The sequence below is a fragment of the Qipengyuania seohaensis genome, from assembly GCF_002795865.1.
In the GTDB taxonomy this organism is placed as follows: Bacteria; Pseudomonadota; Alphaproteobacteria; order Sphingomonadales; family Sphingomonadaceae; genus Qipengyuania; species Qipengyuania seohaensis.
Genome location: NZ_CP024920.1, coordinates 2,481,500 through 2,501,850 on the forward strand (window position 1 = coordinate 2,481,500; position 20,351 = coordinate 2,501,850).

At 61.5% G+C, this 20,351-nt stretch carries 20 protein-coding genes; 12 read left to right on the top strand and 8 right to left on the bottom strand.

Features of this window, described 5'->3' with window-relative positions; translation table 11 throughout:
• Positions 1-9 precede the first annotated feature (9 nt).
• Positions 10-894 carry a LysR substrate-binding domain-containing protein gene (locus tag CVE41_RS12245; protein WP_100260911.1) on the top strand — a complete coding sequence of 295 codons (885 nt, stop codon included), beginning with the start codon at positions 10-12 and terminating at the stop codon, positions 892-894.
• On the opposite strand, the gene CVE41_RS12250 is transcribed toward CVE41_RS12245, so the two are convergent.
• The 7 genes from CVE41_RS12250 to CVE41_RS12280 all read right to left on the bottom strand — a co-directional run bounded on the left by CVE41_RS12250 (position 891) and on the right by CVE41_RS12280 (position 5,135).
• Entirely contained in the window at positions 891-1,793 is a 903-nt protein-coding gene (locus tag CVE41_RS12250; RefSeq protein ID WP_100260912.1) for a lysophospholipid acyltransferase family protein, read from the bottom strand. The genes CVE41_RS12245 and CVE41_RS12250 overlap by 4 nt on opposite strands.
• A complete protein-coding gene (locus tag CVE41_RS12255; RefSeq protein WP_100260913.1) occupies positions 1,765-2,187 on the bottom strand; it encodes a Fur family transcriptional regulator in 423 nt (140 codons plus the stop codon). The genes CVE41_RS12250 and CVE41_RS12255 overlap by 29 nt, the downstream gene beginning before the upstream one ends.
• A 72-nt stretch (positions 2,188-2,259) precedes the next feature.
• Positions 2,260-2,697: a MucR family transcriptional regulator gene (locus CVE41_RS12260; protein ID WP_100260914.1), complete on the bottom strand. Its 438-nt coding sequence runs from the start codon at positions 2,695-2,697 to the stop codon at positions 2,260-2,262.
• Between the two features lie 117 nt (positions 2,698-2,814).
• Positions 2,815-3,267 carry a GNAT family N-acetyltransferase gene (locus tag CVE41_RS12265; protein ID WP_232725698.1) on the bottom strand — a complete coding sequence of 151 codons (453 nt, stop codon included), beginning with the start codon at positions 3,265-3,267 and terminating at the stop codon, positions 2,815-2,817.
• Positions 3,264-3,881 carry a tRNA (adenosine(37)-N6)-threonylcarbamoyltransferase complex dimerization subunit type 1 TsaB gene (gene tsaB, locus CVE41_RS12270; protein ID WP_100260915.1) on the bottom strand — a complete coding sequence of 206 codons (618 nt, stop codon included), beginning with the start codon at positions 3,879-3,881 and terminating at the stop codon, positions 3,264-3,266. The genes CVE41_RS12265 and tsaB overlap by 4 nt, the downstream gene beginning before the upstream one ends.
• A gap of 37 nt (positions 3,882-3,918) precedes the next feature.
• On the bottom strand, positions 3,919-4,527 hold the full coding sequence (locus tag CVE41_RS12275; protein ID WP_100260916.1) for a malonic semialdehyde reductase: 609 nt from the start codon (positions 4,525-4,527) through the stop codon (positions 3,919-3,921).
• 26 nt (positions 4,528-4,553) lie between these two features.
• Positions 4,554-5,135 (bottom strand): NifU family protein, encoded by a 582-nt coding sequence (locus CVE41_RS12280; protein ID WP_100261515.1) that lies wholly within the window; start codon positions 5,133-5,135, stop codon positions 4,554-4,556.
• 97 nt (positions 5,136-5,232) lie between these two features.
• On the opposite strand from CVE41_RS12280, the gene CVE41_RS12285 reads away from it, so the two are divergent.
• From CVE41_RS12285 to CVE41_RS12325, 9 genes are all read left to right on the top strand, one after another.
• Complete coding sequence (locus CVE41_RS12285) at positions 5,233-8,169, top strand: M16 family metallopeptidase (protein WP_100260917.1); 2,937 nt, start codon at positions 5,233-5,235, stop codon at positions 8,167-8,169.
• Between the two features lie 111 nt (positions 8,170-8,280).
• Positions 8,281-9,654 carry a class II 3-deoxy-7-phosphoheptulonate synthase gene (locus CVE41_RS12290; RefSeq protein WP_100260918.1) on the top strand — a complete coding sequence of 458 codons (1,374 nt, stop codon included), beginning with the start codon at positions 8,281-8,283 and terminating at the stop codon, positions 9,652-9,654.
• Between the two features lie 91 nt (positions 9,655-9,745).
• Complete coding sequence (locus tag CVE41_RS12295) at positions 9,746-10,852, top strand: sensor domain-containing diguanylate cyclase (protein WP_157799504.1); 1,107 nt, start codon at positions 9,746-9,748, stop codon at positions 10,850-10,852.
• 179 nt (positions 10,853-11,031) lie between these two features.
• A complete protein-coding gene (gene egtB, locus CVE41_RS12300; RefSeq protein ID WP_232725860.1) occupies positions 11,032-12,258 on the top strand; it encodes an ergothioneine biosynthesis protein EgtB in 1,227 nt (408 codons plus the stop codon).
• Positions 12,255-13,253: an L-histidine N(alpha)-methyltransferase gene (gene egtD / locus CVE41_RS12305; protein ID WP_100260921.1), complete on the top strand. Its 999-nt coding sequence runs from the start codon at positions 12,255-12,257 to the stop codon at positions 13,251-13,253. The genes egtB and egtD overlap by 4 nt, the downstream gene beginning before the upstream one ends.
• Before the next feature lie 53 nt (positions 13,254-13,306).
• A complete protein-coding gene (locus tag CVE41_RS12310; RefSeq protein ID WP_100260922.1) occupies positions 13,307-13,966 on the top strand; it encodes a retropepsin-like aspartic protease family protein in 660 nt (219 codons plus the stop codon).
• A gap of 40 nt (positions 13,967-14,006) precedes the next feature.
• Positions 14,007-14,750, top strand: coding sequence for a trehalose-phosphatase (gene otsB, locus CVE41_RS12315; protein WP_100260923.1), 744 nt, complete (start codon positions 14,007-14,009; stop codon positions 14,748-14,750).
• Complete coding sequence (locus CVE41_RS12320) at positions 14,735-16,534, top strand: glycoside hydrolase family 15 protein (protein WP_100260924.1); 1,800 nt, start codon at positions 14,735-14,737, stop codon at positions 16,532-16,534. Before otsB ends, CVE41_RS12320 begins: the two co-directional genes overlap by 16 nt.
• Positions 16,531-17,919, top strand: a complete 1,389-nt coding sequence (locus CVE41_RS12325) for an alpha,alpha-trehalose-phosphate synthase (UDP-forming) (RefSeq protein ID WP_100260925.1) — start codon at positions 16,531-16,533, stop codon at positions 17,917-17,919. Before CVE41_RS12320 ends, CVE41_RS12325 begins: the two co-directional genes overlap by 4 nt.
• 7 nt (positions 17,920-17,926) lie before the next feature.
• Here CVE41_RS12325 and CVE41_RS12330 read toward each other — a convergent pair whose 3' ends face one another.
• On the bottom strand, positions 17,927-18,385 hold the full coding sequence (locus tag CVE41_RS12330; RefSeq protein ID WP_100260926.1) for a response regulator: 459 nt from the start codon (positions 18,383-18,385) through the stop codon (positions 17,927-17,929).
• Positions 18,386-18,521: 136 nt separating this feature from the next.
• On the opposite strand from CVE41_RS12330, the gene CVE41_RS12335 reads away from it, so the two are divergent.
• Positions 18,522-19,301, top strand: coding sequence for a tyrosine-protein phosphatase (locus CVE41_RS12335; RefSeq protein WP_100260927.1), 780 nt, complete (start codon positions 18,522-18,524; stop codon positions 19,299-19,301).
• A 64-nt stretch (positions 19,302-19,365) separates the two neighbouring features.
• Positions 19,366-20,331, top strand: a complete 966-nt coding sequence (gene trxB / locus CVE41_RS12340; RefSeq protein ID WP_100260928.1) for a thioredoxin-disulfide reductase — start codon at positions 19,366-19,368, stop codon at positions 20,329-20,331.
• Positions 20,332-20,351 lie beyond the last annotated feature (20 nt).

Sequence of the window (20,351 nt, forward strand, 5' to 3'; positions counted from 1 at the left end):
GAGCGCACCATGGCTGTCCGCAGACTTCCCCCATTGCGCGCCCTCGAGGCATTCGTCCGCACGGTCCGATTGGGGTCGGCGCGTGCAGCGGCAGACGAGTTGGGCCTGAGCCCCTCCGCTTTGTCGAGGCGAATTGGCAATCTTGAGGAATTCGTCGGCAAGAAGCTGTTCACCCGTGCGCGTCAGGCCATGCAGCTAACCGACGACGGTCACGCCTTCTACGAAGCGGTGAACCCCCAGCTGGAAGCCTTGGCGAGGGCGGTGGAGAGCCAGTCCGACAATCTTTCCGTCCTGAGATTGCACTTGGGCGTGCTGCCGCTGTTCGGCAGCCAGAGGCTTTTCCCGCGCCTGGCAGAGCTGAGGGCACGCCACCCCCTGTTGCACATCGACATCGACACGGGACCGCATCTCGAAGACCGAGTTGGCGATACGCTCGATGCGGCAATTATCCTGTCGCGAGGGCCGGCCAGCGGCCTCCATGCCGTTCGCCTCGATTTCAACATGGTGCACGCGATCGCGAGCAAGGAACTGGCTGCTAAGCTTGGTGACAAGCCCGATCCGGAATTGCTCGGACGCCAGACTTTCCTGATCCACAACGGATTGCCCGAAAGCTTCGTGGCCTGGAAAGACGAGCTCGGCCTGAGGGATATCGAACCTGCGGCGATCGACCACTTCGATTCAGGTCAGTTGATGCTCGAAGCGGCTGCGCAGGGTCTCGGCATTGCGATTATGCATGATGATCACTTGCGCCGCGCGGCCGATGATCGCCTGACAGATCTGTACGGCGTCGAAGTCGAAAGCCCCTACAGTTACTGGTTCGTCTGCAAGCCCACGGCACTTGAAGAAAGGCCGGTGCGGCTGTTCCACGACTGGCTGGTGAAAGCGGAGCTTTAGCCTTCCGTTTCGGCTTGCGGCGGCTTGTAGCGGACCGCATCCACCACGTGCTGGTAATCGCGTAGCGGCCCTCCGAGGTTCGCGATTAGCCTCTCCTCGATTTCCTCCCGCGCCTTGGATGCGATCGCCTTGCGACCGCGATATTCCTCCGGGCTGAAGGGCTCGAGATAATGCAGGCGGAGCTTGAACGTACCGCGCCGAGCCATGATGCGCATTGCATTGTGCAGGCCGCTTTCTTCGCCAATCCAACCGATCTCTTCCGAATTTTGTCCGTAATCGACCACCACGGGCTGGACCATGACCCCGGGGGGAGGCGGTTCGAGAACTGAAATCATGCTCGACTTGAAGGGTAAGAGAGAATGCCCGTCGGTGACCGTTCCTTCCGGAAATACGGTCACGGACCAATTGTCGGCGAGAGCTTCCTTCAGAGCGTTGATCTGTTCTGCGACACCCATGCGGTGTTCGCGCTTGACGAATACCGTCCGGTTTAGGCTGCAAAGCCAGCCGATGACGGGCACCTGGCTCAATTCGTACTTGGCGACGAAAGCCGTACCGCTGGCTCCGGCCATGGCGAGGATGTCGATCCACGAAACGTGATTGGCGATGAAAAATACATCACGTCGCAGGGGAGTGCCGACCACCTCGACCCGCGCTCCTACGACCCGCGCTGTGTAGCGCAGGAACAGCATGGGGAAGGGTGAACCATACGCCACGATGCGGAAGGCATAATGGAGCGGGACGAAGAACAGCAGAAGCAAGACTATGCCGACAAGTCGCGCAATAAAGCGGACCCATCCGATCGGCGTCAGAGGAACCTTCTCGCCGCGTGCTGCAGCGAGCCGCTTCTTGGAATAACGCTCCAGGCGGCGCTCAGCCTTCGCGGTCGAGGCGGACGCCATAAAGCTCCATGCGGTGGTCGACGAGGCGGTATCCCAGCTTCTCTGCTATCTGCTTTTGCAAAGCTTCGAGTTCGGGGTCGACGAATTCGACGACCTTGCCACTTTCCACATCGATCAGGTGGTCGTGATGCGCCTCGGGTGCGGCTTCATAGCGAGCGCGTCCGTCCCCGAAGTCGTGGCGGTCGAGAATGCCGGCTTCTTCGAACAGGCGCACGGTACGATAGACCGTGGCAATCGAAATGCCGGGATCGATCTTATTGGCACGTTCGTGGAGCATTTCCACATCGGGATGATCGTCGCTTTCCGACAGCACTTTCGCAATAGTGCGACGCTGTTCGGTGATACGCAGTCCCTTGTCAGCACAAAGCTGCTCTAGATCGATCTTCTGGTGCAATGGGGATCCCCAATTGAAAACGCCCCGCACCCTTATCGGGCCGGGGCATTGTTCTCAAGCAGGCAGTGCCGATTAGGCGGCTTTACGACGACCGCGCTTCTGGCCAGGCTTGCGACCAAGACCGATCTTCTTCGCAAGATCGCGGCGCGTATCCGCATAATCGGGCGCAACCATCGGATAATCAGAAGAAAGATCCCAGCGCTGGCGATATTCGTCCGGCGTCATCCCATGTTCGGTCGAAAGGTGGCGCTTGAGCATCTTCATCTTCTTGCCGCAATCGAGGCAGACGATGTGATCTTTCTTGATCGAGGACCGGATCGATACGGCCGGATCGGGACGCACTTCTTCCGCCGCGCCTCCGCCTTCGAGCCCGGTGAGAGCGGCATAGACATTCGAAATCAACGTCGGAACGTCATCAACGGCGACACTGTTATTGCTGACGTGAGCGGCGACGATGTCCGACGTCAGCGTAATGAGCGTCTCGGTCATGTCGGTTTCGAATTGGTCCATAGTGCAATTTCTCCCTTTTCTTTCGACTATAGGGGAGTTTTGGCACTGTCTACTCGGAATTGTATAAAAACGCCACTTTTGTCGCGTGTATACAAGATTCGCGATCATTAATCCCGATCAGAGGGCTTTTCCGAAGGTCACAGCGTCTATTCTGGTCCCATCGACAGTACGATAGTAGTCTTTCCTTCGCCCAATCGGCGCAAAGCCTGCTGCTCGGTAGACCTTCTCGGCCTGATTGTTAGCGCGTACTTCGAGAAAGACGTTGGCCGCGCCGAGTTGGGCCGACTTGTGCAAGAACTCGTCGAGCAGCTTCCTGCCAAGTCCGCGTCCCCTCTTTTCAGGCAATACTCCGATCAAAAGCAATTCGACTTCGTCCAGCACCCTGCGGGCAAGGACGAAGCCTGCAGCAGGCTTGCCATCACAGGGATAGGAGCCCAATTCATCCATCAGGATCATGAAGCCGGATGAAAGCGCGAGCGAATCTTCGACCTGCCGGCGCGTCCATGCCTCGCGCCAGTGGGGATCGAATGCGGCATTCATAACCGCCATCACCTTGTCGATATCGGTCATCTCGAGGGCAGTTTGGCGTCCGGCGCGCGTCCGTACAAGGGGGACAGCTTTTCGCTCAGCAGGGCTTCGGGCAAATGCTGGAACTTCGCGGCTTCAGGGAGTGTCTTCACGACTCCCGAGGGTTGCCGATCAAGTAATGCAGCCAGCTCTTCTGCCCGCGATCCGGCGATGGTCGGATAGGTCGTGCGTTGAGCAGCAGCTTCGGGAGAGACTGACGAGAGTTCAGCCATCGGGAGACCCGCCGCGTCGAAATCCTGCATGAACCATTCGCCATGGCCGCCATTCATGCACACCGTGACTTCGCCTGCCTCTTCGCTTCGGGCCATTGCCGCAACGAGCGCGAGAGTGGGGTATCCACGAACCGGGACATTCCAGGCAACGCCCAGCGCGCGTGCCGTCGCAAGGCCGATCCTCACACCCGTGAAGCTGCCCGGGCCAAGGGAAACGCAGATCATGTCTGCCTTCCCCTTTTCATCGAGGCGGGAAATCATGGGGACGAGCCGCTCCACGTGGCCGCGGCCGATGGTCTCGTGAAACGATCCCAGTGAATGATCCCCGTCGAAGAGCGCTACCGAGCAGGCTTCCGTCGCGGTTTCTATAACAAGCAAACGCATGAAAAGCGCAGTGCCTCAGCCTTGCGCGCGCTTCAAGTCAGGCGATGGTGTTGAATTTGTCGAAATCGGGCCGCGGGCTACGGTCGAAGATCGTGGTCGGATCACCGTAACCGATCGAGCAGATGAAGTTGGTCCTGTGCTTCGGGTTGTCCCCGAAGAATGCCTTGTCGACTGCGTCCGCATCGAAGCCCGACATCGGGCCACAATCCAGGCCGACAGCGCGTGCTGCGATCATGAGGTATGCGCCCTGCAGCGAGGAATTGCGGAATGCGCCTTCCTTGCGTCCTTCCTCGTCGCCCTCGAACCAGCTCTTTGCGTCGGTATGGGGAAAGAGCCAAGGCAGCTCTTCATGGAAGTCGATGTCGTACCCGATGATAGCCGTAACCGGGGCAGTCAGGATCTTGTCGGTGTTTCCTTCCGACGCACAATCGGCGAGTTTTTTCTTCGCAGCTTCCGATTTCACCCAGACAATTCGCGAAGGCTGCATGTTCGCAGACGTCGGCGCCATCTTCAGCAATTCGTAGATTGCATGAATCTGTTCGTCCGACACTTCTTTTTCGAGCCAGCCATTGTAGCTGCGTGCCTCGCGGAAAACCTGGTCGAGGGCGTCGGCGGAAAGGGTGTTGTCGTGAAACTGCTTGGTCATCGAATACTCGCGTGTCGAAATGAAATTCAGGCTGCGCGAACCTCAACGACCTCCGGGACATAATGTTTCAGCAGACCCTCGATGCCATGCTTCAGTGTGGCCGTAGACGAAGGGCAGCCGGCGCAGGCGCCCTGGAGCTGCAGATAGACCACACCGTCGCGGAACCCGCGATACTGGATGTCGCCGCCATCGCCTGCCACCGCGGGCCGAACGCGCGTTTCGAGCAATTCATTGATCTGCGCGACGATGTCGGCGTCGGCCTCGTTCTCTTCGACCAGCAGCTCTTCATCTTCCGGAGGTACAGCGATGCCGGCCGCTGTCCCTGCTGCGAAAAGCGGAGCCTCGGATACGAAGTGGTCAAGCAGGATGGACAGGACCTGGGGTTTCAGATCGGTCCAGCTTGCGCCGGGAGCAGCGGTAACGGTTACGAATTCGCCGCCGAAGAAAACATTCACCACCTCACCGGTGTCGAAGATCGCCTGCGCCAGCGGACTTGCCTCCGCCGCTTCGGGGGATGCGAACTCGCGGGTCCCCTGGCCCATGACGGGACGTCCCGGCAGGAACTTGAGGCTGGACGGGTTGGGCGTAGTTTCGGTTTCGATGAACATGCGGCGCATGTAGGGATGCAGGCGCACAGCGGCAAGCGAAGCTATCATTTGTCCGTGTTCACTGGTCCTTCACCGGCACCGTACCTATACATGAGCCATGACTGATCTTTCGCGCGCCTTGCGGCGTCTCGCGCTTTGCCTTCCACTTTCCTTGCTCGCGGTGCAGCCGCTGGCGGCACAGGGCATCCCGGTGCCGTCCTCGCTGCAGGCGGAGGGGGAGGTTCCCTGGATTTACGAGGGCAGCGACGTTCCGCGCGACGAGGAATGGCTGTTCGGAGAGCTCGAAAACGGACTGCGTTACGGCGTTCGCGAGAACGGAGTGCCGCCGGGCCAGGTATCGATTCGGGTCAGGATCGATGCGGGTTCGCTTTACGAAGAAGACAATGAGCTCGGCTATGCGCACTTGCTGGAACACCTGCTGTTCCGTGAGAGCAAATATCTCGGCATATCCGAGGCAATTCCGACCTGGCAGCGACTTGGCGCGACCTTCGGCAGCGACACCAATGCCGAAACCAGCCCCACGCACACGGTCTACAAACTGGACCTCCCGAATGTAGACCCTGCGAAGCTGGAAGAGAGCATGAAGCTGCTGTCCGGCATGGTCCGCGCCCCTGTGCTGTCGGATACCAACGTCGCGACAGAAGTGCCTATCGTCCTAGCCGAAAAGCGTGAGCGCGGCGGTGTGAACGAGAGGGTTTCCGAGGCTTCCTTGCAAACGCTCTTCGCGGGCCAGCGCCTTGCAGAGCGGATCACCATCGGCACCGACGAGAGCCTGCGCGCCGCCACCGGCGCTTCGGTCCAGACCTTCTATGACCGCTGGTATCGCCCCGAAAACACTGTAATTTCCGTCGTCGGCGATCTCGACCCGGTGCTGTTTGCCAGCCTCATCGAGAAGTATTTTTCCGATTGGTCGGTCGCCGGCGAGCCGGCACCTGCACCGGCCTTTGGCGATCCCCTTCCGCCAGCGGGGGCGAATGTAGCCAACCCGGTAGGCGATGTTGCGGTGATTGTAGAGCCGTCTCTCCCGCGCGCCTTCACATACGGCTATTTCAGGCCCTGGCGACAGGTTCTCGACACCATCGTCTACAATGAAGGTCGCCTGCGAGAACAGCTTGCCCTCCAATTGATCAACCGCCGGTTGGAAGCGCGCGCTCGCTCGGGCGGCAGTTTCCTCTACGCCCAGGCGAACGAGGCCAAAATCAGCCGGTCGACACACGTCACGCTGGTCCAGTTCGCTCCGCTCACGGAAGATTGGAAGCAGGCGCTTGCCGATGTCCGCTCCGTTATTGCCGATGCACTCTCCAATCCGCCGACGCGCGAAGAGATGGAGCGCGAGCTTCAGGAGATGGAAGTCGGCTACGCCAATCTCGTCGAGCAGCGTTCGGTCCTTGCCGGATCGGGTTATGCCGACGATCTGGTCAACGCGGTCGACATCCGCGAGGCGATTGCTGCGCCCGAAACCTTCCTGATGGTGTTCAACTCCATGCGCGAGAAGGCAACGCCGCAGAACGTGATGGAGGAAACGCGCAAGCTGTTTAGCGGCAACGTCGTTCGCGCGACCTATATCACCCCGGCGGCCGACGAAGCGACCGAGGAGAGCCTGGCCGCCGCGCTTTCCGCACAAGTCGATGCCAGCGACGATGCTAGGCTGGCCGCACAAACCATCTCCTTCGACGAGCTTCCCCCCGTCGGGGAGCCGGGCGAAGTGGTCGCAAGGGTTCCCCATTCCATCGGCGACGTTGAGCGCGTCGAGTTTGCCAATGGCGTGAAGGCGCTGTTGCTGGCCAACAATCACGAACCCGGCCGCGTTGCCGTAAAGGTCCGCTTCGGTGGCGGCCTGCGCGCGTTCGACGAAGACGAGGCCGCGCTCATCCAGCTGGGCGAAGGCGCGCTCATCCAGTCCGGTCTGGGCGCGCTTGGTCAGGAAGAGCTCGACCGGTTGGCAACAGGCCGCAAGATGGGCTTCGATTTCGCGATCGGCGAAGGCGCGTTTTCGTTCAATGCGCAAACCCGCAGGCAGGACCTGGCCGACCAGCTTTACCTGTTCGCCGCGAAGCTGGGGATGCCGCGCTGGGACGCCGCCCCGCTGGAACGCGCCAAGGCCGCAGCGCGCCTCGCTTACCAGAGCTATGGCGCAAGCCCTGCCGGGATCATCAATCGCGATCTCGAATATTACCTTTACGGAGAGGACCGGCGCTTCCTTACGCCGACACCGGAAATGCTCGATGCGGTTTCGCTGGCGGAGTTCCGCGACACCTGGACGCCCGCCTTGCAGCAGGGACCGATTGAAGTCCTGATCTTCGGCGATTACGACAAGGAAGCGGCCATCGAGACACTGCGGCGCACATTTGGCGCCTTGCCAAAACGCGAGCCCTTGCCTGCCGAAGTCGCATCGGGCCAGTTCGGTTTCGCAACACCCGGCGAGACCCTCGTTCGCAACCATTCGGGCGAAGCCGACCAGGCCGCCGCGGTGATCGCGTGGCCGGTGGGCGCGGGACCTGAGGAAATCCGCAAGTCTCGCCAACTGGCCATCCTCACAGAGGTATTTAACAACCGCCTGCGCGATGCGATGCGCGAACGTGCAGGGGCAAGCTATGCGCCCGTCGTTCGCCTTGACTGGCCGACCGATGTGGAGACCGGCGGAACAGTGACGGCGCTGGCGCAGCTGCGCCCGTCGGATGTCCCGACCTTTTTCCGTGAGGCGGACCGCATTGCCAGCGAGTTGACCGTAACGCCGCCGAGCGAGGACGAGCTGGCCCGCGCGACCGAGCCGCTGCGCAATTATTACGAGCGGATTTCGAGCGGGAACTACTTCTTCCTCCTCGAGCTGGAGAACTCGACGATCGATCCGCGGCGCATGATGGCTCTCCGCGGTCTCCTGAACGACTATTCCAGCACCACGCCGGATGCGATGCTTGCCCTGGCGCGGGAATACTTCGCCGGAACGCCGGGTTGGCGCATGGCGGTGATCCCCGAAGGACAGGAACTGGCCACGGCCGCAACCGCTTCGAGCGCCGCTGCCGCCGGACGCTAGGAGGCGATCACGGCAATCGCGCTTTTGCGCTGGCCAAGTTTATGCTGCTTGCGCGAAAAGGGCGGATGCGGTTGCGTGGACGACCGCATTTAATGGAAGAATGGAAATATAATGGCACGCGAATGGGCACCCGATAGCTGGCAGGACTTCGAAGCTCGGCACTTGCCGCGCTATGAAGACGCCGCTGCGCTGGAGGAAGCGACGACTGCGTTGTCGAGCCACCCGCCACTCGTCTTCGCCGGCGAAGCACGCGCGCTGAAGGCTGATCTGGCCGAAGTGGCGCAAGGCAAGGCGTTCCTGCTGCAGGGCGGCGACTGCGCCGAAAGCTTTGCCGAATTCCATCCCAACAACATCCGCGACACTTTCCGCGTGCTGCTGCAGATGGCGGTCGTCATGACCTTCGCCAGCAAGAAGCCGGTCGTTAAGGTCGGACGGATGGCGGGGCAATTCGCCAAGCCGCGCAGCTCCGATACCGAAACGCAAGGTGATGTGACCCTGCCGAGCTACTTCGGCGACAACATCAACGGGATCGATTTCAATCCGGAGAGCCGATTCAACGACCCGCAGCGCATGGTCCGTGCCTATTTCCAGGCATCGTCCACACTCAACCTGCTGCGCGCTTTCGCAGGTGGCGGTTATGCGAACCTGCGCCAGGTGCATCAGTGGACGCTCGATTTCATGGGCCGCAGCCCCTGGGCAGACAAGTTCGGCAATCTTGCGGATCGCATCGGTGAAGCGCTCGATTTCATGGAAGCGTGCGGCATCGATCCGGCAACCGTCCCGCAATTGCAGGGCACCAGCTTCTACACCAGCCACGAAGCGTTGCTGCTGCCTTACGAGCAGGCGCTGACCCGGCAGGACAGCCTGACGGGCGACTGGTACGACACCAGCGCGCACATGGTCTGGATCGGGGACCGAACCCGTTTCGAAGGCAGTGCGCACGTCGAATTCGCGCGCGGCATCGGCAATCCGCTTGGCATGAAGTGTGGGCCGAGCCTTGAAACCGATGCGCTGCTCAAGTTGCTGGACACGCTGAACCCTGCGCGTGAGCCGGGTCGTATCACGCTGATCAGCCGCTTCGGCCACGACAAGGTCGAGGACGGCCTCCCGCGCCTCGTTCGCGCGGTGAAGGCAGAAGGGCATCCGGTGGTGTGGAGCTGCGATCCGATGCACGGCAATGTCGTCAAATCGGACAGCGGCTACAAGACGCGTCCGTTCGACCGCATCCTGACGGAAGTGAAGGGCTTCTTCGCCGTTCACCGTGCGGAAGGCACGCACCCCGGCGGCATCCACGTGGAGATGACCGGCCAGGACGTGACCGAATGCGTCGGCGGCGCGGTCGCTATTACAGATGAGGCGCTCAAGGACCGGTATCACACGCATTGCGACCCGCGCCTCAACGCCGCGCAGTCGCTGGAACTGGCCTTCCTGATTGCCGAAACGCTAAATGCCGAGCACGAGCAGATCAGGGCCGACGCGGCCTGAAGCCGGCTGGCTAGGTAACTTCACTTAGCGGGTTCCTGACCGGGATTTCGTATCCGCCTGTCATCGCTGTCGCAGTGGCAGGAGGACGGGCTTGGATACAGGCGCTCATATCGGCAGGTTTGACTTACCCTTGGCAATCGCGGCGACATTCGCGTTTTGCGCGGCAATTGCGGCTGCTCTCATCTCATCGGTGTTAGCGCTCGCCCTTGCAGGGCTGGGTCTGGCGACGTTGCTCTTTCGCAATTCGCGCAGGGCGAAGCGGCTGGCCTCGCGCAACCGCCAGCTGGCGCGCAACGTTGCACATCTGGAGGTTGCGCAAGGCCTCGCAGGTATCGGTCGCTGGTGCATCGAACTGCCAGAGGAACGCCACATCTGGTCCGAAGAGATGTGCCATATCGCCGGCTTGCCGAAAGGGACGGCGCCAACGCTAGAATTGCTTGCGCTCCTCATGCCCGATGGCTTGTCCCAGCTACGCACGACACTGGGTGCACATTCCGTCGATCCCATGCCCTATGTCGTCGAATTCGACGTCATCCTGCGCACCGGCGAGGAACGGGTCCTGAGAGCACGTGCGCGGAACGACTTCGGCCCCGACGGAGACCGGGAGCGGGTCTTCATGGTCGTGCGGGACGTTACCGATGAATACGCGGTCGTGCGGCGGGTCGAAGAGGAGAAGAAGCGCGCCCTCGAACTTGCCGCAGAAGCGCAGAGAGAGGCCAATACCGATGCGCTGACGGGGCTCGCCAGCAGGCGGGCGATCATGGCCTCGCTCGACCGCTCCATCCTTGAAGCGCAGCGTTCGGGAAGCGCATATTCGATTGTCATTTTCGACATCGATCACTTCAAGCGGATCAACGATTTGCATGGCCATGCAGTGGGCGACCGGGTGCTGACGCGTCTTTCGCAAATCGTCGTCCGGCAGGCGCGGGGCGCGGATACCGTCGGCAGGGTCGGCGGTGAGGAATTCCTCTGGCTACTGCCCGATTGCGATACGAAAGCCGCGTTCGAAGCGGCCGAAAGGCTGCGCTGGGCGATCGAGGCGGGGACGCACTCGGCACCCATTCCCGGCATCACGATCAGCGCGGGCCATGCGACCCTTTTGCCCGGGGAAGGGGCGCTGACACTTTTCGCCCGCGCGGATGCGGCGCTTTATGAGGCAAAGCGCAAAGGACGCAATCGCGTTGCCGATGCAGCGTGATGGTACCCAAAACATCAAAGGTTAGCGTGTTGAAAACAGGTCGTTTACCCCCCTTTCGTACCGAATGATTTTTCGTCATGATGGCAGCTATTGCCGGAACCGGCAGGGTTTTGAGCTATTGGGAAAACTGAACCATTTGGGGGAGCGCGCCGATCACCTCTCGCGCGGCAAGACAGAATATCAGCCCCGCGGGGCTGGCGAACGATTTCGCAGCGACCCGTTCGCTCAGTGAAGCGCTGGTCGAACCGCTTTCCGAAGCGGACGCGACGCTCCAGTCGATGGAGGACGCTTCGCCCGCCAAGTGGCACCTGGCACATACGACATGGTTCTGGGAGACTTTCCTCCTCAGGGACCATCTCGACGGATACCGGCTGTACGACGATAGCTGGCCGTTCGTTTTCAACTCCTATTACGAGGCCGAGGGCGAGCGTATCCAACGCTTCTCGCGCGGGATGCTGTCGCGCCCGACCTTGGCGGAAATCGTCGATTGGCGAACAAAGGTCGACGAGGCGATGCAGCCCCTATTCGAACGGGAGGAACTGCGCCCGCTCATCGAACTGGGTATCGCGCATGAACAGCAGCACCAGGAACTGCTGCTGACCGATATCAAACACGCCCTGTTCCAGAATCCGCTGGGCGTTGCGATGTGGCAGGATTCGTTCACGCCTCCTGTGAAGAAAGCTCCTGGAAACTGGCATTCCCACCCCGGCGGTATCGCGCGGATCGGGCATCAGGAACAGGGGTTCGCATTCGACAACGAGGGCCCGGATCACCGCGTCCTGCTGGAGCCGTTCGAACTTTCCGCCGGTCTGGTTACAAATGGTGAATGGGCCGAATTCGTTGACGACGGCGGCTACGAAACAGCATCGCTCTGGCTGTCGGACGGGTGGGCGTGGGTGAAGGAAAACGACATTGGTGCACCGCTGTACTGGCGCGGCGAGGAGGCGTTCACGCATTCCGGCTGGCAGGACAGGGCCAAGGACTCCCCTGTGACCCACATCTCCTATTTCGAGGCCGATGCCTTTGCCACCTGGGCTGGCAACCGGCTCCCGACGGAATTCGAGTGGGAAGCCATCGCAAGGGGGCAAGAGGGCGAGCTTGCCGCGCATGATCCGGCTGCCGGAAACCAGCTCGACGCGGCTGCCCCGCCTTTGCCGGTCGGCAGCGATGGGTTGTTCGGGGACTGCTGGCAATTCACCCGTTCGGCCTATCTGCCTTATCCGCGCTTCCAGCCCGTCGAAGGTGCGGTTGGCGAATACAACGGAAAATTCATGAGCGGGCAGTTCGTCCTCAAGGGCGCAAGCTGCGCGACGGCGCGCGGGCATTCGCGCGCCAGCTATCGCAATTTCTTCTACCCGCACCAGCGCTGGCAGTTCACCGGCCTGAGACTCGCGAGGGACGTATGACTGCACAACCCGGGATCGCGCTGGTTGATCGCGACGAAGACGGTATCGACAAGGCCTTTCGCAGCGACGTGCTGGCGGGCTTGAAGCAGGCGCATAAGGCGATCCCTGCGCGCTGGCTCTACGACGATGCCGGATCGCAATTGTTCGAGGACATCACGTCGCTCGAGGAATATTATCCGACCCGCTCGGAAACCCAGATACTTGAGGCGCGGGGGGATGAGTTTAGGCGACTGATCGGCAAGGATCGCGCAGTTGTCGAGTTCGGGTCCGGCAGCTCGGTCAAGACCCCGCTGCTGCTTAAGGCAATCGCTCCTGCGGCTTATGTTCCGCTTGATATCTCCGGCGATTTCCTGCGCCAGTCGTCCGCCGCCCTTGCACGGAAATTTCCCGGCTTGCCGGTGCTTCCCGTCGAAGCGGATTTCATGAAACAGGTCACCCTGCCTCCCGAAGTCGAAGAGATGCGGAAACTCGGCTTCTTCCCGGGATCGACGATCGGCAACATGGTCGCCCGGACCGCGGTCGACCTGCTGCGTTCGATGCGCGCGACACTGGGCGGGACCGAGGGTGAACGCCCTTTGCTCCTGATCGGGATGGATCTGGTGAAAGACGTCGCCGTGCTCGAAGCGGCATATGACGATGCAAGGGGCGTCACGGCCGAATTCAATCTTAACCTTGCGCGGCGCATCAATCGCGAACTGAATGGCACGATACCCGTCGACGACCTTGTCCATAAAGCCATCTGGAACGATGATTTCTCGCGGATCGAGATGCATCTCGAAGCGAAGTGCGACATGGATTTCGAAGTCTGCGAACAGCGATTCTCAATGATCGCGGGCGAGACGATCCACACCGAGAACAGCCACAAGTTCAGCCCCCGCAGTGCGAATCTCTTGCTGCTGGCTGGCGGCTGGACGCCGATGGCGCGCTGGACCGACGACGAGGACCGGTTCTCGGTAATCCTCGCGGAGGCGAGCGAGCACCGCAACGCTCCGTAATTACCTCGGTGCCGTTCATGGACGAGGGGGGATAGCGTCCCTATATCGATGTCATGGAAGGCCAAGCGATCCTGTCGGCAGTTGCGGAGCTGATCCGCGCAATCCCGCGTTCGGGGCTGCTCGTCGCCACCATCGCCGCGCTCGTTGCAGGCTGGATCAGTTCGATGATGCTGCGCCGCAAAATGGCGGGCGGCAGGTTGGTGCGATCCGTCAGCACGCTCGCGCTGGTCGGCATTCTCGTCACTGTTTTCCTGCAGGTGGCCCGGTTCGATCCGCGTCTGGACTCGATGACGCAGATCGGCCTGCCCGAGCAGACGATCGTGGGAGCGGAAACCGTCATCCCGATGGCCGCCGATGGCCATTACTGGTTGCGCGCCAATGTGAACGGAGTGCCGACGCGCCTTATGGTCGATACCGGCGCAACACTGACGGCGTTTTCGAGCCGCTCGGCAGATGCCGCAGGGCTCGAACCGAGGCCCGGCGGTCTGCCGGTCATGCTTGGCACTGCCAATGGCACCGTCACCGCCGATCTCACGACAGTGGATAGCCTTTCCTTTGGCAATATAAGAGCCGAAGGCCTGGACGCGGTCATCGCGCCCAATCTTGGTAACACCAACGTGCTGGGGATGAATTTCCTCTCGCGTCTCGAAGGGTGGCGAGTGGAGAACGGCGATCTCATCCTGACCCCTGGTTCCGCATTCCCCCAGCAGTGAGCGTTTGACGCGGCGGACTCAGCCGCTAAGCACGGGGGCGATGGCCAGCTCACCCTCGCTACCGCCTCCACCCAAGTTTCACGACCTGCTCGCGCGGGATCGCTTGGCCCTTTTCCTCGATTTCGACGGGACGCTGGTCGAACTCGCGCCAGAACCCGGCGCGATCGATGTGCCGCGGGACATGGTCGATCGCCTCCATCGGTTGCGCGACAGGCTCGATGGCAGGTTGGCGCTCGTGTCCGGACGCGCGCTCGACGATCTGGAAAACCATCTCGACGAGATCATGGTCTGCCGGGCCGGGTCCCACGGCGTTTCCCGGCTGTTTGCCGACGGTTCGCGGTTAGGGCGGGCGCCCGAGGGGCTGCCCGAACCGGTCGTCATGCAATTGCGCGAATTCGCGGCTGAACACGGCTTGCTCTATGAGGCGAAGAGCCATGGCGGGGCGATCCATTTTCGCAGCGCGCCGGAGATGGAGGAACAGGCCGTCGCGTTCGCTCGCTCTGTAGCCGAGGCGCACGACCTGCATCTCGCCACCGGCAAGTCCATCGCGGAAATCGTAAGGCCTGGCGCCGACAAGGGCGGGGCGGTGCGGGCTTTCCTATCCCGGAACCCCTTCGTTGGCTCGCTGCCTGTATTTGTCGGCGACGACACGACCGATGAAGACGGCATGGCGGCTGCAAACGAATGCGGAGGTTTTGGCATTGCCGTGGGCGAGCGCGACAGCGACAACGCCCGATATCACCTGAGCGGCGTGGGTGCCGTGCATCAATGGCTGGAACTGTGACACAAAGCTCTCTCGAACTTTCCCCAATCGGCAATTGCCAGGTCAGCGCCCTTGTGGATGAGCGTGCTGGATTTGTCTGGGGCTGCGTTCCGCGCGTCGATGGCGATCCGGTTTTCTGCTCGCTGCTGAATGGCGACAAGGTGGACCAGGGAGTGTGGCGCTTCGAGCTTGAAGGGCAGGTTTCGTCGAGCCAGCATTACGAACGTAACACGCCCATCCTCGTCACCCGCCTCGAAGCCGAGGACGGAAGCGCAGTAGAGATCACCGATTTTGCACCGCGTTACGAAGGATCGGGGAGAATGTATCGCCCGGTCGCATTCATTCGCATCGTACGACCCGTAACGGGTGCGCCGCGGCTGCGCGTGCGCCTTGTCCCTCTCCATGGATACGGCAGCGCAGAGGCCACCACGACCAACGGCACCAACCATATCCGTTACCAGCTCGGCGACCAGACGATGCGTCTGTCGACCGATGCGCCCGTCGGCTATGTCCTCGAAGGACGCAGCTATCGGGTGGAGGCGGACCAGCACTTCTTCCTCGGCCCGGACGAACCCTTCGTCGGCAATATCCGCAGTGAAATCCGCAGGATGGAAGCCAATACGCGCAAGTACTGGCAGCACTGGGTTCGCGGCCTGCACATCCCGCTGGAATGGCAGGAAGAGACCATTCGCGCCGCCATCACGCTCAAGCTGTGCCAGCACGAGGAAACGGGCGCCATCGTTGCCGCACTCACGACCTCTATCCCCGAAGCGGCGGGTAGCGAGCGCAACTGGGACTATCGCTACTGCTGGATCAGGGACAGCTACTACACCGTGCAGGCGCTCAACCGCCTCGGCGCGCTGGATGTGCTGGAGAAGTATCTCGCCTATCTGCGCAACATCATCGACAAAGCGCGCGGAGGGCAGATCCAGCCCCTTTATTCCGTAATGGGCGAAGCCGAATTGCACGAAAGCTTCGCCGAAAACCTCGCGGGCTATCGCGGGATGGGTCCGGTTCGCGTCGGCAATGCGGCTTATAAGCAGGTCCAGTACGATTGTTATGGCCAGATCGTCATGCCGACGGCGCAGGCCTTCTTCGATACCCGCCTCCTGCGCATGGCGGACGAGACCGACTTCGCCCATCTCGAGGAGGTGGGCGAGGCTGCCTGGGCCAAGCACGACAAGCCCGATGCTGGCCTTTGGGAATTCCGTACGCGGCAGGAGGTCCATACCTATTCCGCGGTGATGTGCTGGGCGGCGTGCGATCGTCTGGCCAATGTCGCCGCGCGCCTCGGCAAGGGCGACCGGGTGCGGTACTGGAAGGACCGCGCAGAAGCGATCCGCGCCAAAATCGAAGAGAATGCCTGGAGCGAGGAGGGCGGCCATTACGGCGCCAGCTTCGAAAGCGATTATCTCGACGCGAGCCTGCTCCAGATGGTGGAACTTCGTTATCTCGCGCCCGACGACGAGCGCTTTCTCAAGACCTTTGCAGCGGTGGAACGCGACCTACGGCGCGGCGACCATATGCTGCGCTATGCGGCCGAGGACGATTTCGGTGCGCCCGAGACGGCGTTCAACGTCTGCACTTTCTGGTTGATCGAGGCGCTCCACCTGACCGGCCGAAGCAGCGAAGCGCGCGACCTGTTCTGCGCCATGCTGAGCCATACGACGAATTCCGGCCTCCTGAGCGAAGATCTCGACTACGAGACGGGCGAACTTTGGGGGAACTTCCCCCAGACTTACTCGCTGGTTGGAATAATCAACTCGGTCGGATTGCTATCGAAACCATGGAGTGACGTCAGGTGAGCGAAGAAGCGCGTCTTGTGGTTGTCTCCAACCGGGTGGCAGTGCCCAAGGCGCGCGGAGCGGCAGGGGCTCAGGGCGGGCTCGCCGGGGCATTGAATGCTGCTCTCAAGGATCGAAGCGGGGTCTGGTTCGGCTGGTCCGGCGAAGAGGCGGAAGAGAATTCGGGCGAAATCTCTACGCAAACCACCGACGGTGTCACGACCGCTACGATCGATCTTTCGAAGCGTGACGTCGACGAATACTACAACGGCTATGCCAACTCGACCCTGTGGCCGCTATTCCACTACCGTCTCGACCTTGCCGAATACGAACGCGAGACCGGTAAGGGCTACGAGCGCGTCAACGAAAGGTTCGCGGAAACGCTGCATCCGCTGATCGAGGACGATGATATCGTCTGGGTCCACGACTACCACCTCATCCCACTGGGCGAACGGCTACGTTCGCGCGGGGTGGAGAACCGGATCGGCTTCTTCCTGCACATCCCATGGCCGCCGACACGCCTGTTCGTGTCGCTGCCCTATCACGAGCGGCTGGTGCGCACGATGCTGCACTACGACCTTCTCGGTTTCCAGACACAGGAATGGCTGGACAGCTTCCTGCATTATTGCCGGACCGAGCTGGGTGCCGAGGTCGACGATGCTACCGGCTCGATCACATTGGAGGGTCGGACCACCATTGCGCGTGCCTATCCGATCGGCATCGACTGGGACCATTTCAGCGGGCTCAAGGACACGGGCGATGCACGCCAGGCGGAACAACGGCTGCTCAGCTCGACCCGTCGCCGTACCGCGATGATCGGCGTCGACCGGCTCGACTATTCCAAGGGCCTGCCGGAGCGCCTCGACGGCATCAGCCGCTTTTTCGATCGTTTCCCCGAGCGGGTACGCGACCTCGTCTTCATCCAGATTGCGCCGCCCAGTCGGGAGGATGTCGAAAGTTACCAGCAGATCCGTGCCTTGCTCGAACAGAAGGCCGGCCAGATCAACGGCGCGCGCAGCGAGGTCGATGTGGTCCCGGTGCGCTATGTGAACCGCGGCTACAGCCACGCCCAACTCCATGGTTTCTTCCGCGCCGCGAAAATCGGTCTGGTTACGCCCCTGCGCGACGGAATGAACTTGGTGGCGAAAGAATACATCGCGGCGCAGGATCCCGAAGACCCGGGCGTCCTGATCCTGTCGAGATTTGCCGGTGCAGCGGCCCAGATGCAGGAAGCCCTGTTGGTGAACCCGCATAGCCCGGACGATCTGTCCCATGCGATAGCGACCGCGCTTGATATGCCGGTGGACGAGCGGCGCAGGCGCTACGAGGCGCTCATCTCCACGGTGCGCTACGACAATGTCCAGGATTGGACGAACAACTTCCTGCGCGATCTCGACGCGCCATAGCGTCGCCTTAGAGCATGACGCGCTTTTCGGGCGAATCGCGCCAGCGGCCCGCCTTTTGTTCGAGGTGTTCCATCAGGGTGCGATGCTGCGGCCTTTCGGCACGGGCTTTCAGGACCAGATTGACCTCGTGCAGCAGCATCCTTGCGTCGAACGGCTTGCGGATGAATGCCTGCGCGCCGTTGTAGTAGGCGTGGCTTTCATCCTCGGCACCCGAAAGTCCGGTGAACATGATGACTGGAAGGTCGTAATTTTCCGCAGAGCTGCGCAACGATCGCAGGACCTGCGCGCCCGTCAGCCCGGGCATGTCGTGGTCGAGCAAGAGCAGGTCGGGCCTGCGCCATCGCAACAGGTCAAGCGCCTTCTCGCCATCGGGGACCCATCCGCACACATGGCCCGCCTCGAACAGGATATTGCTCGCCATGTCCGCAATGATTTCGTCGTCGTCCACGATGATAATTTTCGCCATTCGCGCTGCCCTTCCTGCCGCTGCCCGGTCGCCCGGGAAATTAGGCTTGCAGTACGAATTGAGGGTAAGGTCGCCTATACGCGTTCACCCCTAGCGCGCATTGCGGGATAACCTTGTGCCTGCCACACCGCGAGCCATGATTCGCGAACCATTCATCGAAACCGACGGCATCCATAATTTCCGCGACTACGGAGGGTGGGAAACTGCCGATGGCGCGCGTGTAAGGACCGGGCTGCTGTGGCGTTCGGGCCAGCATGTCGATGCCAGCGACGAAGACCTGGAAGCGATCGGCAGGCTGCATATCCGGACCGTGATCGATTTGCGTGGTGCCAGCGAGCGGGAGCGCAATCCCTGCCGCCGTGTCGAAGGCTTCGATGGCGAAGTGTTATTTTACGAAGGCGAGACCAGCTCCAGCCCACCGCATATGGATGTGGATGCCGAAACCACCACGGCCGAGTTCGCGCGGAAGCGCATGATGGCAGTCTATACCCGTATGCCGCGCAATCCGGCCATGATCGAGATGTTCGGTCGCTATCTGAACATTCTAGCAGACCGGGAAGGGGCCAGCCTCGTCCATTGCTTCGCCGGGAAGGATCGCACCGGTGTTGCAGCCATGCTCTTGCTGCACATACTCGGGGTCGACCGCGATCGTCAGATGGCGGAATTCCTGCGCACCAACGATGCGCCGAACATGGACGTGCTGGCCGCGCAATCTGTGCCGGGGATCGAGGCACGGCTGGGCCGCAAGCTCGACGAAGATGCCGTCAAGGCATTGCTTGGTGTGCAGGAAGACTACCTCGCGACATTCTGGAGAGAGGTCGAGTCTGACCACGGATCGCTGGATCGCTACATCGAAGACGCCTTAGGTGTGGATGAACCCCTTCGCGAGAGGCTGCGGAGCGCCTATCTGGCGTGACTCTCGCCCGACCAATCCCCATATAGCGCCTTCGCTTAAATTCAGACGATCCAGAGACAGTTTCATGGCTACCCATCGCACCAAAATGCTCATCATCGGTTCCGGCCCGGCCGGCTATTCCGCCGCCATCTACGGCGCGCGCGCGATGATGGAGCCGATCGTGGTGCAGGGCCTCCAGCCCGGCGGCCAGCTGACGATCACCACCGATGTCGAGAATTATCCCGGCTTTCGCGACGTGGTGCAGGGCCCGTGGCTGATGGAAGAAATGAAGGCGCAGGCCGAACATGTCGGCACGCGCATAATGTGGGACACCATCGTCGAAGTTGATCTCGAGAACGGGTCTCCGTTCCGCGCAGTGGGCGATAGCGGCGACGAGTATATCGGCGACGTCCTCGTGATTGCGACCGGAGCCCAGGCCAAGTGGCTGGGCGCTCCTGGAGAGCAGGAACTGGGCGGCAAGGGCGTTTCGGCCTGCGCAACCTGCGACGGGTTTTTCTATCGCGGCAAGAAAGTCGCCGTCATCGGCGGCGGTAACACCGCTGTTGAAGAGGCGCTCTACCTCACCAACCACTCCGACGACGTGACTCTGATCCATCGCCGCGACGAATTGCGTGCGGAGAAGATCCTGCAGGACCGCCTGCTGAATCACCCCAAGATCTCGGTCTTGTGGAACAAGACGGTCGAAAGCTTCGAAGCGGGCGAGAACGGCGCGCTATCGCACTTGCGGCTGCGCGATACGCAGACGGGCGAGGATAGCGACTTCTCTTGCGATGGCGCTTTCGTCGCGATCGGCCATGCGCCGTCGACTGAACTGTTCAAGGGCAAGCTGCCGATGGACGACAGCGGCTATCTGCTGGTCGAAGCGGGCACACCGAAGACGTCGATACCCGGCGTGTTCGCGGCGGGCGACGTGATGGATCACACCTATCGCCAGGCGGTGACCGCGGCCGGCACAGGCTGCATGGCGGCGCTCGACGCCGAGCGCTTCCTCGCGACCCTCGAAGTGGCAGAGCGCGAAGCGGCGGAGTAACTCTACCCCGCCGCCTTCGC